The organism is Pseudomonas sp. 3-2, assembly GCF_019710535.1.
Lineage (GTDB): Bacteria > Pseudomonadota > Gammaproteobacteria > Pseudomonadales > Pseudomonadaceae > Aquipseudomonas > Aquipseudomonas pharyngis.
This window is the reverse complement of sequence record NZ_CP081200.1, coordinates 6,050,310-6,065,419: the sequence shown is the minus strand read 5'-3', so window position 1 is coordinate 6,065,419 and position 15,110 is coordinate 6,050,310. Positions and strand designations below refer to the sequence as shown.

The window sequence follows — 15,110 nt, the reverse complement described above, 5'->3', positions numbered from 1 at the left end:
GGAAGAGGGGCGGTTGTGCTGAGTGCCGAGCTGAAAGCGTTTTACATGGTGGCCCGCCTGGGCAGCATCACGCTGGCGGCGAAAAAGCTCGGCCTCAGTCAACCGACCGTGACCACCCAGATCCGCAATCTGGAAAGCCAGTATTCGGTTGAGCTGTTCTACCGTGGCGGCCGGCGTCTGAGCGTCAGCGACGAAGGCGCGCGGCTGTTGCCGATGGTCAAGGCGCTGTTGCAGCAGGAAGCCGATATCGAATTCTTCCTGCGCAACAGCGGCCAGGTCCAGGGCACGCTGCGCATCGCCGCCACCGCGCCGTATTACATCCTCGATCTGGTGAAGACCTTCCGCGAGCGCCTGCCGCAGGTGGAGGTGTCGGTGGAAATCGGCAACTCGCAGCAGGTGCTCGAAGCGCTGGAGGATTACCGGGTGGATGTCGCGGCGTCGTCGCAACTGCTCGACGATGCGCGGCTGATCCGCCGGGTGCTCGGCAGCGATCCGCTGGTGCTGGCGGTGCATCGCAATCATCCGCTGGCGGCACACGACCATGTGACGCTGAGTGCGCTGGCCGGGCATACCTTGCTGATGCGTGAATCCGGCTCGACCACCCGGCGGCTCACCGAAGAATTGCTGGCCAGTGCCGGCGTCAGTTTCGGCCCGTTGCTGGAGATCGGCAGCCGCGAGTCGATCCGCGAAGCGGTGCTGCGCAACATCGGCATCAGCATCATCGCCCGTCAGGAGGTGCCGCACGATCCGCAGTTGCGGGTGCTGACCCTCGAAAATGCGCCGCAGATTCCCGAATACCTTTACTGCCTCAAGGAACGCAAGAACGCTCGTTTGCCGGCCGCGTTTCTCGGCCTGGCGCAGGAAATGTCCCCGGCCTGAGATGTTTCAGTGCCTGTGCCGGCCTCTTCGCGAGCAAGCCCGCTCCCACATCGGATCTGTGTTGTGAACACTATCCCCTGTGGGAGCGGGCTTGCTCGCGAAGGCGTCGGACCAGGTAACGCAGGACTTGAGAACTGAACCAAAATCCCTGAATACCACTATCGGTCGATTTTGCCTTGTTGCCATATGACCGACGCATTACAACTCTAGGATTCGTCTCATCTGCTTGATGAGGCCTGTCCATGAACCCTGCAATCGCAACTGCCCTGACCAACCCCGGCGCACCGATGAAAGTGCGCGGCGTGCAGAAGCGCTTCGGCGCTTTCACGGCGCTGGATAACGTCTCCCTCGATGTCGCGGCCGGTGAGCTGGTGTGCCTGCTCGGCCCGTCGGGCTGTGGCAAGACCACGTTGTTGCGCTGCATCGCCGGTCTGGAGAAACAGGACAGCGGCGAGTTGTACCTCGGCGAGCGCGACGTTTCCCACCTCGCGCCCCAGGCTCGGGATTACGGCATCCTGTTCCAGTCCTACGCGTTGTTCCCCAATCTGACCGTCGAAGCGAACATTGCCTACGGCCTCGCCGGCAGCGGTCGCGATGAAGTGCGCCGTCGCGTCGGTCAGATGCTGGAACTGGTCGGCCTCAGCGGCAGTGAGAAAAAGTACCCGGGCCAGTTGTCCGGCGGCCAGCAGCAACGGGTGGCGTTGGCCCGCGCCCTGGCCCCCGCACCGTCGCTGTTGTTGCTCGACGAACCGATGTCGGCCCTCGACGCCCGGGTGCGCGAGCATCTGTGCACCGAGCTGCGCCAACTACAACGCAACCTCGGCATCACCACCCTGATGGTCACCCACAATCAGGACGAAGCGATGCTGATGGCCGACCGCATCGCCGTGATGAACAACGGCAAGGTCGAGCAGTACGCCACCCCGCAGGAAATCTACAACCGCCCGGCCACGCCGTTCGTGGCCGAGTTTGTCGGCCAGGGCAACTGGCTGCCGTTCCAGCGCAGCAGCGACAGCCACGCCAAGGTCGGCGGGATGAACCTGCGCCTGGCCGACGGCAGCGTCCACAGCCCATCGGGCCGGTTGTTCTGCCGTCCGGAAGCGATCAACGTCAATCCGCTGGTGCACGAAGAAAACCTGTTCCCGGCCAAGGTCCGCGAGATCACCTTCCTCGGCAACCGCTGCCGCATGAGCTTCGAGCTCGATCAACTGCCCGGTCACGCTTTGCTCGCCGAACTGGCGCCGGAAGCCATGCCGCGCCTCGGCGCCCAGCAGATCATGGTTGCCTTGCCGCCACGCAGCTTGCAGGTGTTTGCCTGATGAACAGCAACCTCGCACTGCCGCTACCGCAAAAGCAGGCGCGGCAGGTGTCCGGGGCCGAGGTCGGCGACCGGATCTTCGTCCTCGGCGGCAAACTCCTGCTGCTGGTGCTGCTCGGTGTGGCGGTGCTGCTGCCACTGCTGGCGATCTTCTGGCGCGGCTTCAGCAGCGAAGCCGGGCAGGGCGGTGGCTGGCTCGCCGCCAAGGAGCTGGTGAGCAGTGACAATTTCCACTGGCTGCTCGGCAACAGCCTGAAGGTTTCCCTCAGCGTCGCGGCGATCGTCGTACCGCTGGCCTACCTGTTTGCCTACGCCTTGCAACGCACGTTGATTCCGGCAAAAGGCATCTGGCGCGGTATTTCGCTGCTGCCGCTGATGGCACCTTCGATGCTGCCGGGGATCGCGCTGGTCTATCTCTTCGGCAATCAGGGCCTGTTGCGCGGGCTGCTGTCGGACAACATTTACGGTTTCTGGGGGATTGTTCTGGGCGAGGTGATCTACACCTTCCCACACGCCTTGATGATTTTGCTGTCAGCCCTGTCGCTGGCGGATGCGCGATTGTTCGACGCTGCGTCGAGCATGGGCGCGAGCCCGGCGAAAGCCTTCCGCAGCATCACCTGGCCGGCGACCCGCCAGGCTGTGTTTGCCGCGTTCTGTCTGGTGTTCACCCTGACCATCACCGATTTCGGTGTGCCGGTGGTGGTCGGTGGCGACTATCAAGTGCTGGCGCTGGAAGCCTACAAAGCGGTGGTCGGCCAGCAGCAATTCGGTCGCGGCGCGTTGATCGGCATGGTTCTGCTGCTGCCGGCGCTGTTCAGTTTTGGCGTCGATGCCTGGCTGCGTCGCCGTCACGGCGACTCCATGAGCGGTCGCGCCCAGGTGTTCAAACCGGCGCCGTCGAAGAATCGCGATGCCTTTTATCTCAGCGTTGTCCTGCTGATCAGCGCCGCGTTGCTGCTGGTGTTCGGTATGGCGGTGTTCTCGTCGCTGGTGAAGTTCTGGCCGTACAACCTGTCGCTGTCGCTCAATCACTACCAGTTCAACGAGACCGCCGGCGGTGGCTGGCTGGCCTACGGCAACAGCCTGAAGATGGCGCTGGGCACGGCTCTGATCGGCAGCGTGCTGATTTTCACCGGCGCCTACCTGATGGAAAAGACCCGCAGCCAGCGCGGACTCAATCTGACACTGCGCATGCTCAGTTTCGTACCGATGGCGGTGCCGGGGCTGGTGCTCGGTCTGGGTTACGTCTTCTTCTTCAACCTGACCGGCAACCCGTTGCACGTGCTGTACGGGAGCATGACCCTGCTGATCGTCTGCACTATTGCTCACTATTTGACCACCGCGCAGATGACCGCCACCACCGCGCTGCGTCAGCTCGACGCCGAATTCGAAGCCGCCGCGCTGTCGCTCAAGGCGCCGCTGTACCGGCATTACCTGCGGGTCACCGTGCCGATCTGTCTGCCGGCGCTGCTGGACATCGTGCGCTACCTGTTCGTCTCGGCCATGACCACCGTGTCCGCCGCGATCTTCCTCTACAGCCCCGACACCCTCCTCGCGGCGGTGGCGGTGCTGAACATGGATGACGCCGGCAACGTCGGCGGCGCGGCGGCGATGTCGACCCTGATTCTGTTCACCTCGGCGGGCGTGTCCTTGCTGCTGGCGTGGGCTTCGCGCGGCTTGCTGCGCCGTTCCCAGGCCTGGCGGCAAACGGCGCCCGGTCACTGATCCACGACTTGTCCCTATCGCCTCAACTCACCTACAGGAAAACGATCATGTTCAAGCCTATGGCCCTGGCCGCTGCTGTGCTCGCGACTTTCAGCCTGAATGCCTTCGCGGCAAAAACCGAGTTGACGGTGTACACCGCCCTCGAAGCCGAGCAGTTGAAGTCCTACAAAGAGGCCTTCGAAAAGGCCAACCCGGACGTGGAGATCAAGTGGGTGCGCGATTCCACCGGGATCATCACCGCCAAACTGCTGGCCGAAAAGGATCGCCCGCAGGCTGACGCGGTGTGGGGCCTGGCGGCGTCCAGCCTGGCGATCCTCGATCAGCAAGGCATGCTGCAAAGCTATGCGCCGAAGGATCTGGGCAAGATCGGCGCGAACTACCGCGACGCCGCCAATCCGCCAGCCTGGGTCGGCATGGACGTGTGGGCCGCGACGATTTGCTTCAACACCGTTGAAGCCGAGAAGCAGGGCCTGACCAAACCGGTGAGCTGGCAGGACCTGACCAAGCCTGAGTACAAGGGCAAGATCGTGATGCCGAACCCGGCCTCGTCCGGCACCGGTTTCCTCGACGTCAGCGCCTGGCTGCAAACCTTCGGCGAGAAGCAGGGCTGGGCCTACATGGACGGCCTGCACCAGAACATCGGCCAGTACGTTCACTCCGGTTCCAAGCCTTGCAAACTGGCGGCGGCGGGCGAATTCCCGATCGGCATTTCCTTCGAATACCCGGCCGTTCAGCTCAAGCGCCAGGGTGCACCGCTGGACATCATCCTGCCGAAGGAAGGCCTCGGCTGGGAGATCGAAGCGACTGCCGTGATCAAAGGCACGCCGCACGAAGAGGCCGCGAAAAAACTGGCCGACTTCTCCGCCAGCGCTCCGGCGATGGACCTGTACAAGGAAAACTTCGCTGTCCTTGCCCAGCCGGGCATCGCCAAGCCGCAGACCGAGCTGCCGGCCGACTACGAGCAGCGCCTGATCAAGAACGACTTCGCCTGGGCCTCGAAGAACCGCGACGAGATCCTGACCGAATGGCGCAAGCGCTATGACGGCAAGTCCGAGAAAGTCGCTGCCAAGTAAGGTCTTCATCGACTGACAGGGCCTCTTCGCGAGCAAGCCCGCTCCCACACTGGATCGCATTCACAACGTAAATCCCTGTGGGAGCTGGCTTGCTCGCGAAGGCGGTCTCCCATTAAGGGAAAATCTCCATGACACAACACAAAGACTTGCTGATCGTCGGCGCCGGCATCCTGGGGCTTTCCCACGCCTATGCCGCCGCCCGGCGCGGTCGCAAGGTCACGGTTTTCGAACGCACTGCCACGCCACTCGGCGCGTCGGTGCGCAACTTCGGCCAGGCGCTGGTCACCGGCCAGCCACCGGGCCCGATGCTCGAACTTGCCAAGGCCAGCCGCGACATCTGGGGCCAGTGGGCGCAGCTCGCCGGCCTGCAACTCAAGCGCAACGGCTCGTACCTGTTCGCCCGCACCGAGGCCGAAGAGCACTTGCTCGAAGCCTTCTGCGCAGGGCGGGCCGTGGAGCACGACTACCGCGTCGAACTGCTGCGCGGTGCCGCGCTGCGCGATCTGTACGGCGGCCAGTTCAGCCATCACCGCGCCGCGCTGCACGGCATGGACGATCAACAGCTGTATTCCCGGGAAGCGATTCCGGGGCTGATCGAATATCTGCGCCGCGAACTCAAGGTCGAATTTCACTTCTCGACGCTGGTGCGTGACGTCGAACCGGGGCGCCTGCACAGCACCGCCGGGATCTTCTCCGCCGAACAGATCATCGTCTGCTCCGGCCACGACTATCAGACCTTGCTGGCCGAGCCGATTGCTGCCCTCGACCCGCAAATCTGCCGCCTGCAAATGCTCCGCGCCCGGCCGCAGATTGACCTGAACTTGCAACACGCCTTGCTCACCGGTCTCAGCTGTGTGCATTACGGCGCCTTCGCTGACTTGCCGGAAGCGGCGGCGGTGCAGGCGCAGATCCTGCGCGAGCAACCGCACTTGCAGGAAAACGGCATTCACCTGCTGATCAGCCCGACGCCGTATGGCGAACTGATCATTGGCGATTCTCACCATTACGGCAGCGATCCATCGCCGTTCAACGCCGAGCAAGTCGACAACTGGATGCTGGAGCTGGCCGAACAGACCCTCGGCTGCAAGGTGCAAGTGGTCGAGCGCTGGCAGGGTGTCTATGGTGCCCGGGGGCCGGGGCCGTTTTCGTTCCTGCGTCCGGCGCCGGGGCTGAGTGTGGCGCTGATGCACAGCGGCGTCGGCATGAGCGTCGGCCCGGCCATGGCCGAGCGCAATGTTGCACAGCTTTTTGGAGAGAACGGATGTTGAGTCACGAACAAGTCATCGACCGGGTGTTCGGCCTCTACGAGCGGTTCGGCGCCAGCGACTACATCGGCGAACCGGTGTCGCAGATCGAGCACATGTCCCAGGCGGCGCAACTGGCCATCGCCGAAGGCTTCGACGACGAAGTGGTGCTCGCCGCGTTCTTCCACGACATCGGCCACTTGTGTGCCGAAGGCGCGGAAAACATGGGCGGTTACGGCGTGGTCAGCCACGAACGCCTCGGCGCGGACTATTTGCGTGAGGCCGGATTCAGCGAGCGCCTGGCGCGGCTGGTGGAATATCACGTCCAGGCCAAGCGCTATCTGACGCTGAGGGAATCGGGTTATTACGAGCGCTTGAGCGAAGCCAGTCGCCGCACCCTGGAGTATCAGGGTGGGGTGATGACCGAGGCTGAAGCGGATGTTTTCGAGCAGGATCCGTTGTGCGCTGTCAGCCTGCGAATGCGCCAGTGGGATGAACTGGCGAAGGAAATGGCGGTGCCGGTGATGGATCTGTCTGTTCTCAAGCGCAAGGCTGAAGTTTTGTTGTCGACCGGGTGAGGGCGCGGATCTAAAGCTCAAGCACCTTCCCGACCAACAACTCAATCTGCTCCTGCCGCTCCGCCTGATTCAGCTTCGAATGCGGATTCAGCGAAGACCATTGCGGATGCGCGCGCGCCTTGTTGAGTGCTTCCGGCAGCTTGCCCTCACGCCAGGTCTTGTCCTGCGGCGTCGCTATCTGAATGCTGTCCAGCGCCGCATGGCCACGGGCGTTCAGCGCTTGCAGCAGTTGCCGCTGACGCAGGGCCAGCAGGCGCAGCACGTTGTCGTCGACCGTCAGTTCCCGCTGCCCTTTGATCTTGCCGAGCAGGCGGTTGCCATAGCTGCGGGCGGTTTGCAGGGCGCCGCCGGCAATGGCACCGGCCAGCGCGGCGGCGCCGAGGGTGATGCCGCCGACCAGCAAATCCACACCCGCACCGGCTGCGGCACCGGCGGCAATCCCGCCGCCGACCCGCACGCCGAGTTGCTTGAGGGTTTCCGGGTTGAACAGGTCATCGCCCCAGCGCCCGTCGAGCAGCGGCAGATCACTGGCGGCGGCGTCCTGCGGGCGGAAGGCGTAGAGCTTGAGCAGCGCTTCGACGCAGCGTTGTTCGCGCTGGCGCACGGCTTTGCGCAATCCGCTGATGGCCTGTTGTTCCTGTTCGGCGTTGCTCGCCACACTGCGTCGGCACGCGGCGCAGTCGATCAACAATTCGGCAATCAGGCGCGCGGCGCTTTGCTCGCGGGCAAGGCGTTGCGCTTGTTGATCGGCGATCAGCCGTTCAAGTTGTGGGCGGGCGTTTTCCAGCAACAGTGCGAGGCTTTCATACAACCGCCGCTCGCCATCTTCCGGCGGGGCGACGCTGTCGAAGCGCACCAGCGCGTGCAGGCCGAGACGCGCCAGTGCTTCGCGCCAGTCTGGCTCGCGGTGGTTGGCACTGCTGACGAAATTCAGCACCGGCAGCAACGGCTTGCCGCAACTGGCCAACACTTCCAGTTCGTCGCGGTACTTGGCCAGCACCGGTTCGCGGGCGTCGATCACGTACAGACCGGCATCGGAATCGAGCAGTTGCCGCAGCACCTTGGCTTCCTGTTCGAAACGCTGACGAGCCTCGCTGCCGTCGAGAAACCGCGCCAGCCGTGCCGGGCCGTCGAGGCGTTCGCCGGGGCGTTCCAGGCGTTCGAGAAAATCCAGCAGGGCGATGGCATCTTCCAGACCGGGTGTGTCGTAGAGGTCGAGCAACGGCTCGCCATCCACCGACAACCGCGCGCCTTCGACATGCCGCGTGGTGCTCGGGCGATGAGAGACTTCGCCGAAGCCGACGTCGCGGGTCAGGGTGCGCAGCAGCGAAGTCTTGCCGACGTTGGTGTGGCCGACCACCGCCAGTTTCAGCGGCGCTTTCCAGGCATCAGTCATGTCCGTGCTCCAGCCAGTTCAACGGGGCGCAATCGGCGAACGGCAGCTCCAGCTGTTGCAACGCGACGTGCCAGTCACCGAGGCGTTCGGCGTCCAGCGCCTGTCCTTGTGGCGCCTGCAACAGCCAGACCCGGGTCGCGGCGGCATTGCGCGCCAGCTCGGCAATCAGCGCCAGGCTGCCGCGATCCGGCGAACGCCGTGGGTCGCAGGCAATCGCCAGGCGCGCCGGCGGGAAGCGGCTGAGCTGTTCGAGCAGTTTGTTGCGCGATTCCCGACTGTCGAGGATGCCGGCGTTGCTGACGTTTTTCGGCAGCGTCGGCGGCCATGAGTGTTGGTCGTCGAGTTCGATTGCCACGAGCAGCGCGCCGTCGCTGGCGTGTTCGCCCACGGTGCTTTCGACGCGGTGCAATTGCGCAGGCTCCGGGTCGGTGATGCCGAGGCGTTCGCTGGTCGGCATCAGGCGTTCGCGCAGTTGGGCGTAGCCGGGCAGGTTCAGGTCCAGGCGCAACGCAGCCTTGCCGCTGTTCCAGCGCCAGAAGCAAAAAAGCGCCAACAGCAGACGCGGCAGCACGCCGTACACCACCAGCACGCCGACCAGCCAGGTCGCCCAGGCCTGACGGGCGCTTTCGATGTTCAGCACGGTGTCGCCGCTGGCGCGGATCATGTCCACGGTCGGCACGTTGAAGCCCAGCAGCGCGGGCAAGGCGCCGAAGGCCTGGGTCATGTTGATGAACGTGTCGGCACTGAGAATCGTGGTTTCCCAGACGAAGCCGTAGCGCCGGGTCGCCATCAGCGTCAGCAGCAAAACCAGCGCGCTGACCATCGCCAGCAACCACAGGCCGTTGACCAGCGTGCCGAGTGCCCAGCGATTGAGTTTCTGGCGTTGCAGCATCAGCAGCAGCGCCGGTGCGAGTTGCGCAGCCTTGGCGTCGCGGGCGAGTTTTTCACTGAGCCATAGCCACAAGCGGCCGAGGGTGGCGCCGTGTTCGCCAGCGAAGATCAGCCCCAGCGCCCAGCTCAGCAGCAGAATCAGGTTCAGCCCGAGCAGACTGCCCAGGGCCCAGAACACATTGACCGGCGTCTGGCCCAGTGCGGCGAAGGCCAGACCGGCACCGCTCAGTACCGCGAAGATCGCCAGCAACACCAGCGCGAGGCGTGCACCTTGCAACCAGTGCTTGAGCGCGGCGGTCAGGCCGTCGCGCTCGGCCAGCCACAGGGCGCGGCGCTGAATGCGTCCCGGCAGATCGCCGCCGGCCGCGCGGGCCAGGCGATTGGCTTCCAGATCGTCCAGCGGGCCTGCGTGTTCTTCGCGCAGGCGCACGGTTTCGGTGAGCCAGAGGTTTTGCAGTGAAGTCAGTTCAGTCACGCGGCATCCCGTTGCTTGATTGAGCCGTGAGCATAACCGCTGTGGCGCTTATCGGGGTAAGGGCGGCTCTGGTATCCTCGCCGGCATGACTAAATCACTCCCCCTCAGCCTGATCGCAGCCCTCGGTGAAAACCGTGTGATCGGCGTCGACAACAGCATGCCCTGGCACCTGCCGGGGGACTTCAAATACTTCAAGGCCACGACGCTCGGCAAGCCGATCATCATGGGCCGCAAGACCTGGGACTCGCTGGGTCGCCCGTTGCCGGGGCGTTTGAACATCGTGGTCAGCCGTCAGCAGGATCTTGTGCTGGAAGGCGCGGAAGTCTATCCGTCGCTGGAAGCCGCCGTGGTTCGCGCCGAAGCGTGGGCGAAAGATCAGGGCGTCGACGAATTGATGCTGATTGGCGGGGCGCAGTTGTATGCGCAGGGGCTGGCGCAGGCGGATCGTCTGTATCTGACCCGTGTGGCACTGAGCCCGGAAGGCGATGCGTGGTTTCCGGAGTTCGATCCGAACCAGTGGAAGCTGGTGTCGAACGTGCCGAATCCGGCTGAAGGCGACAAACCGGCTTACAACTTCGAAGTCTGGGAAAAAGCCTGAATCTGTGGCGAGGGAGCACGCTCCCTCGCCACAACGTCAATCAAGCCTGAGCCAGTTCCGCATGCTCATCGGCATCCATCAGGGCCTTGTCGGTCTGCTGCATCACCTGGCTGGTAATCGCACCGGCCGTGATCGAACCACTCACGTTCAGCGCCGTGCGACCCATGTCGATCAGCGGCTCGACCGAAATCAGCAACGCCACCAGCGAAACCGGCAAGCCCATGGCCGGCAGCACGATCAGCGCGGCGAAGGTCGCACCGCCACCCACGCCCGCCACACCGGCCGAACTTAAGGTAACAATCGCCACCAGCGTCGCGATCCACAGCGGATCCAGCGGGTTGATGCCGACGGTTGGCGCTACCATCACCGCCAGCATCGCCGGGTACAGGCCGGCGCAGCCGTTCTGGCCGATGGTCGCGCCGAACGATGCGGCGAAGCTTGCCACCGATTGCGGAATGCCCAGACGACGGGTCTGCGCTTCGATGCTCAGCGGAATGCTCGCGGCGCTGGAGCGGCTGGTGAACGCGAAGGTCAGCACCGGCCAGATCTTGCGGAAGAAACGCAGCGGGTTGATCCCGGCCGCCGACACCAGCAGGCCGTGCACTACGAACATCAGGCCCAGGCCGAGGTACGACACCACGACGAAACTGCCGAGCTTGATGATGTCCTGCAGGTTGGAACCGGCCACCACTTTGGTCATCAGCGCCAGCACGCCGTAAGGGGTCAGCTTCATCACCAGACGCACCAGACGCATCACCCAGGCTTGCAGGGTATCGATGGCGTTGATCACTTTCTGACCTTTCTCGACGTCATCCTTGAGCAGTTGCAGCGCGGCAACCCCCAGGAACGCGGCGAAGATCACCACGCTGATGATCGAGGTCGGCTTGGCCCGCGCCAGGTCGGCGAACGGGTTCTGCGGGATGAACGACAGCAGCAGTTGCGGCACATTCAGGTCGGCGACCTTGCCGGCGTAGTCGGTCTGAATGGTTTGCAGACGGGCCATTTCCTGGGTGCCGGCGACCAGGCCTTCGGCGGTCAGGCCGAACAGGTTGGTCAGGCCGATGCCGATCAGCGCCGCAATCGCGGTGGTGAACAGCAGCGTGCCGATGGTCAGGAAGCTGATCTTGCCCAGCGAAGAAGCGTTGTGCAGACGGGCCACGGCGCTGAGGATCGAGGCGAATACCAGCGGGATCACGATCATTTGCAGCAGTTGCACATAACCGTTGCCGACCAGATCGAACCAGCCGATCGAGGCTTTCAGCACTGGGTTGCCGGCGCCGTAAATCGTGTGCAGCGCGACGCCGAATGCCACGCCCAGCACCAGCGCGAGCAGGACTTTTTTCGCCAGGCTCCACGTGGTGTGACGGGTTTGCGCCAGACCAAAAAGCAGGGCGAGGAACACCAGCAGGTTGAGAATCAGGGACAGATTCATGAGGACTCCAGAAAAGACTGTGCCAACAGCCTTCCGGGGCTGCTGCGAACCGGCAAGCCTAACAGCTTGATTTCCAATGATTTAATACCGAAATCAAAGGTCGTCAGTCGTTTTTGGAATAAGCGGGTGTCGCTCTCGGGGATGCAGCTGGCGCGAAACGGACGTGGACGGTCGCTGACAGACGAGGACTGTCACACATATTTGTTAGCGTCGATTTCTTTGACCCAGGGAGAAAGCGCCAATGAAGTTCACACCGAAATTTCTGGCTGTCGCACTGACTGTGGGGATGGGCCTGGCCACTCAGGCATTCGCCACCGACCTGAAGCACTGGCCGGCGGATCAGGCCAAGGCATTGGACGCGATGATCGCCGCCAACGCCAACAAGGGTAACTACGCGGTGTTCGACATGGACAACACCAGTTACCGCTACGACCTCGAAGAGTCGTTGCTGCCGTTCATGGAAAACAAGGGCCTGATCACCCGCGACAAGCTCGACCCCTCCCTGAAACTGATGCCGTTCAAGGACTCCGCCGACCACAAGGAAAGCCTGTTCAGCTACTACTACCGCCTCTGCGAAGTCGACGACATGGTCTGCTATCCATGGGTCGCGCAGGTGTTTTCCGGTTTCACCCTCAAGGAGCTCAAGGGCTACGTCGATGAGCTGATGGCCTCGGGCAAGCCGGTGCCGGCGACCTATTACGAAGGTGACGTGGTCAAGAACCTGGACGTGAATCCGCCGAAGATCTTCACTGGCCAGAAAGAGCTGTACAACAAGCTGATGGAGAACGGCATCGAGGTCTACGTGATGACCGCCGCCTCCGAAGAGCTGGTGCGGATGGTCGCGGCCGATCCGAAGTATGGCTACAACGTCAAACCGCAGAACGTGATCGGCGTGACCACCTTGCTGAAGAACCGCGACACCGGCGAGCTGACCACCGCGCGCAAGCAGATCACTGCCGGCAAATATGACGAGAAAGCCAACCTCGGCCTCGAACTGACCCCGTACCTGTGGACCCCGGCGACCTGGATGGCCGGCAAGCACGCGGCGATCCTGACCTACATCGACGAATGGAAAAAACCGGTACTGGTGGGTGGCGACACGCCGACCAGCGACGGCTACATGCTGTTCCACGATGTGGACGTGGCGAAGGGCGGCATTCACTTGTGGGTCAACCGCAAGGACAAATACATGACCCAGATTCAGGGCATGATGGCCAAGCACGCGGCGGCCCAGGCGAAAGAAGGCTTGCCGGTGACGGCGGACAAGAATTGGGTGATCGTCAAACCTGAGGAAATCCAGTAATTGCTACGGTGATCGCTCCCACGTCGAGGCGTCGAACCGTCCGCGTGGGAACGATCAAACCTGAAGGCAAAAAAAAATGCCCCGCACTTGGCGGGGCATTTTTGTTTCTGCGATTTGACGCTTACAGCCCGTCGAGCATCGCCTTGTTGCGCACCGCACCCTTGTCGGCGCTGGTCGCCAGCAGGGCGTAGGCCTTGAGGGCAGTGGTCACTTTGCGTGGACGCTGTTCGACCGGTTTCCAGCCTTTCTTGTCCTGCTCGACCCGGCGGGCAGCCAGTTCTTCGTCGCTGATCAACAGGTTGATCGAGCGGTTTGGAATGTCGATCAGCACCTTGTCGCCGTCCTGTACCAGACCGATCGCGCCGCCGGCCGCAGCCTCTGGCGAAGCGTGGCCGATGGACAGACCGGAAGTGCCGCCGGAGAAACGGCCGTCGGTCAGCAGGGCGCAGGCTTTGCCCAGGCCTTTGGATTTCAGGTACGAGGTCGGGTAGAGCATTTCCTGCATGCCCGGGCCGCCTTTCGGGCCTTCGTAGCGAATGATGACGATGTCGCCTTCCTTCACTTCGTCGGCGAGGATGCCACGTACCGCGCTGTCCTGGCTTTCGAAGATCTTCGCGTTGCCCTCGAACACATGGATCGACTCGTCGACGCCGGCGGTTTTCACCACGCAGCCGTCCAGGGCGATGTTGCCGTACAGCACGGCCAGGCCACCTTCTTTCGAATAGGCGTGTTCGAAGCTGCGGATGCAGCCGTTCTCACGGTCGTCGTCCAGGGTTTCCCAGCGGGTTGACTGGCTGAACGCGGTTTGCGTCGGAATGCCCGCCGGGCCTGCCTTGAAGAAATGGTGCACGGCTTCATCGTCGGTCTGGGTGATGTCCCACTTGGCGATGGCTTCTTCCATGCTGCGGCTGTGCACGGTCGGCAGGTCGGTGTGCAGCAGGCCGCCACGGGCCAGCGAACCGAGGATGCTGAAGATGCCGCCGGCGCGGTGCACGTCTTCCATGTGGTACTTCTGGATGTTCGGCGCAACTTTGCACAGTTGCGGCACCTTGCGCGACAGACGATCGATGTCACGCAGGTCGAAGTCGATCTCGGCTTCCTGGGCCGCGGCCAGCAAGTGCAGGATGGTGTTGGTCGAACCGCCCATGGCGATGTCGAGCATCATCGCGTTCTCGAACGCCTTGAAGTTGGCGATGTTGCGCGGCAGTACCGACTCGTCGTTCTCGCCGTAGTAGCGTTTGCACAGCTCGACGATGGTGCGGCCGGCCTGCAGGAACAGCTGTTCGCGGTCGCTGTGGGTGGCCAGGGTCGAACCGTTGCCCGGCAGTGCGAGGCCCAGGGCTTCGGTCAGGCAGTTCATCGAGTTGGCGGTGAACATGCCGGAGCACGAACCGCAGGTCGGGCAGGCGCTGCGCTCGTACTCGGCAACCTTCTCGTCAGAAGCGCTGGAGTCGGCGGCAATCACCATGGCGTCGACGAGGTCGAGACCGTGGCTGGCCAGTTTGGTCTTGCCGGCTTCCATCGGGCCGCCGGAGACGAAGATCACCGGGATGTTCAGGCGCAGAGCGGCCATCAGCATGCCCGGGGTGATCTTGTCGCAGTTCGAGATGCAGACGATGGCGTCGGCGCAGTGGGCGTTGACCATGTACTCGACGGAGTCGGCGATGATCTCGCGGCTCGGCAGCGAATAGAGCATGCCGTCGTGGCCCATGGCGATGCCGTCGTCCACGGCGATGGTGTTGAATTCCTTTGCAACGCCGCCAGCGCGTTCGATCTCACGGGCAACCAGCTGGCCCAGATCCTTCAGGTGAACGTGGCCCGGTACGAACTGGGTGAAGGAGTTGGCAATGGCGATGATCGGCTTCTTGAAGTCGTCATCTTTCATCCCGGTGGCGCGCCACAATGCGCGGGCGCCGGCCATGTTGCGGCCGTGGGTGGATGTTTTCGAGCGGTAATCTGGCATGGAGCACTCCGGGCGGCTAATCAGGTATCAAAGGGGAGTGAGCTTCTATTGACGTCTGGAACACTCAGAAATGGCCGTGTGTCCTGATGTTGCCGATGACGTTGCGGGATCGCCGCTGGTCTCAGCCTGAGCTCATAAACCCGCCGGGGATGAATGGCGATGAATCTCGCGATTCTACACCGCTGGCGTCAGGAGGGAATGGCGCAAAACGTTGTTCCAGTGCTGACGAAGCGTG

The 15,110-nt window shown here is 63.2% G+C and carries 12 protein-coding genes; 8 read left to right on the top strand and 4 right to left on the bottom strand.

Translation table 11 applies throughout. The annotated features are described in order from the left end of the window. Window positions 1–15 precede the first annotated feature (15 nt). From K3819_RS27605 to K3819_RS27580, 6 genes are all read left to right on the top strand, one after another. On the top strand, window positions 16–879 hold the full coding sequence (locus tag K3819_RS27605; RefSeq protein ID WP_007953452.1) for a LysR family transcriptional regulator: 864 nt from the start codon (window positions 16–18) through the stop codon (window positions 877–879). A 242-nt stretch (window positions 880–1,121) separates the two neighbouring features. Continuing rightward, window positions 1,122–2,198, top strand: a complete 1,077-nt coding sequence (locus K3819_RS27600; protein ID WP_074690113.1) for a putative 2-aminoethylphosphonate ABC transporter ATP-binding protein — start codon at window positions 1,122–1,124, stop codon at window positions 2,196–2,198. Beyond that, entirely contained in the window at window positions 2,198–3,922 is a 1,725-nt protein-coding gene (locus K3819_RS27595) for a putative 2-aminoethylphosphonate ABC transporter permease subunit (RefSeq protein ID WP_221398289.1), read from the top strand. The genes K3819_RS27600 and K3819_RS27595 overlap by 1 nt, the downstream gene beginning before the upstream one ends. A 47-nt stretch (window positions 3,923–3,969) precedes the next feature. Further along, the gene (locus K3819_RS27590) at window positions 3,970–4,995 is read left to right on the top strand and encodes a putative 2-aminoethylphosphonate ABC transporter substrate-binding protein (RefSeq protein WP_064600170.1); all 1,026 of its coding nucleotides are present in this window, start codon (window positions 3,970–3,972) and stop codon (window positions 4,993–4,995) included. 128 nt (window positions 4,996–5,123) lie between these two features. Further along, entirely contained in the window at window positions 5,124–6,263 is a 1,140-nt protein-coding gene (locus tag K3819_RS27585; RefSeq protein WP_221398288.1) for a TIGR03364 family FAD-dependent oxidoreductase, read from the top strand. Beyond that, on the top strand, window positions 6,257–6,817 hold the full coding sequence (locus K3819_RS27580) for a phosphonate degradation HD-domain oxygenase (protein ID WP_221398287.1): 561 nt from the start codon (window positions 6,257–6,259) through the stop codon (window positions 6,815–6,817). Before K3819_RS27585 ends, K3819_RS27580 begins: the two co-directional genes overlap by 7 nt. Window positions 6,818–6,827: 10 nt before the next feature. On the opposite strand, the gene K3819_RS27575 is transcribed toward K3819_RS27580, so the two are convergent. After that, the gene (locus K3819_RS27575; RefSeq protein WP_221398286.1) at window positions 6,828–8,213 is read right to left on the bottom strand and encodes a GTPase/DUF3482 domain-containing protein; all 1,386 of its coding nucleotides are present in this window, start codon (window positions 8,211–8,213) and stop codon (window positions 6,828–6,830) included. After that, window positions 8,206–9,579, bottom strand: coding sequence for a DUF2868 domain-containing protein (locus K3819_RS27570; protein ID WP_221398285.1), 1,374 nt, complete (start codon window positions 9,577–9,579; stop codon window positions 8,206–8,208). Before K3819_RS27570 ends, K3819_RS27575 begins: the two co-directional genes overlap by 8 nt. 85 nt (window positions 9,580–9,664) lie before the next feature. On the opposite strand from K3819_RS27570, the gene K3819_RS27565 reads away from it, so the two are divergent. After that, entirely contained in the window at window positions 9,665–10,177 is a 513-nt protein-coding gene (locus tag K3819_RS27565) for a dihydrofolate reductase (RefSeq protein ID WP_221398284.1), read from the top strand. Window positions 10,178–10,217: 40 nt separating this feature from the next. Here the strand turns inward: K3819_RS27565 and K3819_RS27560 are convergent, their stop codons facing one another. After that, window positions 10,218–11,609 (bottom strand): L-cystine transporter, encoded by a 1,392-nt coding sequence (locus K3819_RS27560; RefSeq protein ID WP_085611999.1) that lies wholly within the window; start codon window positions 11,607–11,609, stop codon window positions 10,218–10,220. Between the two features lie 241 nt (window positions 11,610–11,850). On the opposite strand from K3819_RS27560, the gene K3819_RS27555 reads away from it, so the two are divergent. Continuing rightward, the gene (locus K3819_RS27555) at window positions 11,851–12,912 is read left to right on the top strand and encodes a haloacid dehalogenase-like hydrolase (RefSeq protein ID WP_221398283.1); all 1,062 of its coding nucleotides are present in this window, start codon (window positions 11,851–11,853) and stop codon (window positions 12,910–12,912) included. A 121-nt stretch (window positions 12,913–13,033) separates the two neighbouring features. On the opposite strand, the gene ilvD is transcribed toward K3819_RS27555, so the two are convergent. After that, entirely contained in the window at window positions 13,034–14,875 is a 1,842-nt protein-coding gene (gene ilvD / locus K3819_RS27550; protein ID WP_011336405.1) for a dihydroxy-acid dehydratase, read from the bottom strand. Between the last annotated feature and the right edge of the window lie 235 nt (window positions 14,876–15,110).

Excerpts from the sequence above, each read along its gene's own strand:
- K3819_RS27600 (WP_074690113.1), top strand. The coding sequence starts at position 1,122 with ATGAACCCTGCAATCGCAACTGCCCTGACCAACCCCGGCGCACCGATG.
- K3819_RS27595 (WP_221398289.1), top strand. The coding sequence starts at position 2,198 with ATGAACAGCAACCTCGCACTGCCGCTACCGCAAAAGCAGGCGCGGCAG.
- K3819_RS27590 (WP_064600170.1), top strand. The coding sequence starts at position 3,970 with ATGTTCAAGCCTATGGCCCTGGCCGCTGCTGTGCTCGCGACTTTCAGC.
- K3819_RS27585 (WP_221398288.1), top strand. The coding sequence starts at position 5,124 with ATGACACAACACAAAGACTTGCTGATCGTCGGCGCCGGCATCCTGGGG.
- K3819_RS27580 (WP_221398287.1), top strand. The coding sequence starts at position 6,257 with ATGTTGAGTCACGAACAAGTCATCGACCGGGTGTTCGGCCTCTACGAG.
- K3819_RS27575 (WP_221398286.1), bottom strand. The coding sequence starts at position 8,213 with ATGACTGATGCCTGGAAAGCGCCGCTGAAACTGGCGGTGGTCGGCCAC.
- K3819_RS27565 (WP_221398284.1), top strand. The coding sequence starts at position 9,665 with ATGACTAAATCACTCCCCCTCAGCCTGATCGCAGCCCTCGGTGAAAAC.
- K3819_RS27560 (WP_085611999.1), bottom strand. The coding sequence starts at position 11,609 with ATGAATCTGTCCCTGATTCTCAACCTGCTGGTGTTCCTCGCCCTGCTT.
- K3819_RS27555 (WP_221398283.1), top strand. The coding sequence starts at position 11,851 with ATGAAGTTCACACCGAAATTTCTGGCTGTCGCACTGACTGTGGGGATG.
- ilvD (WP_011336405.1), bottom strand. The coding sequence starts at position 14,875 with ATGCCAGATTACCGCTCGAAAACATCCACCCACGGCCGCAACATGGCC.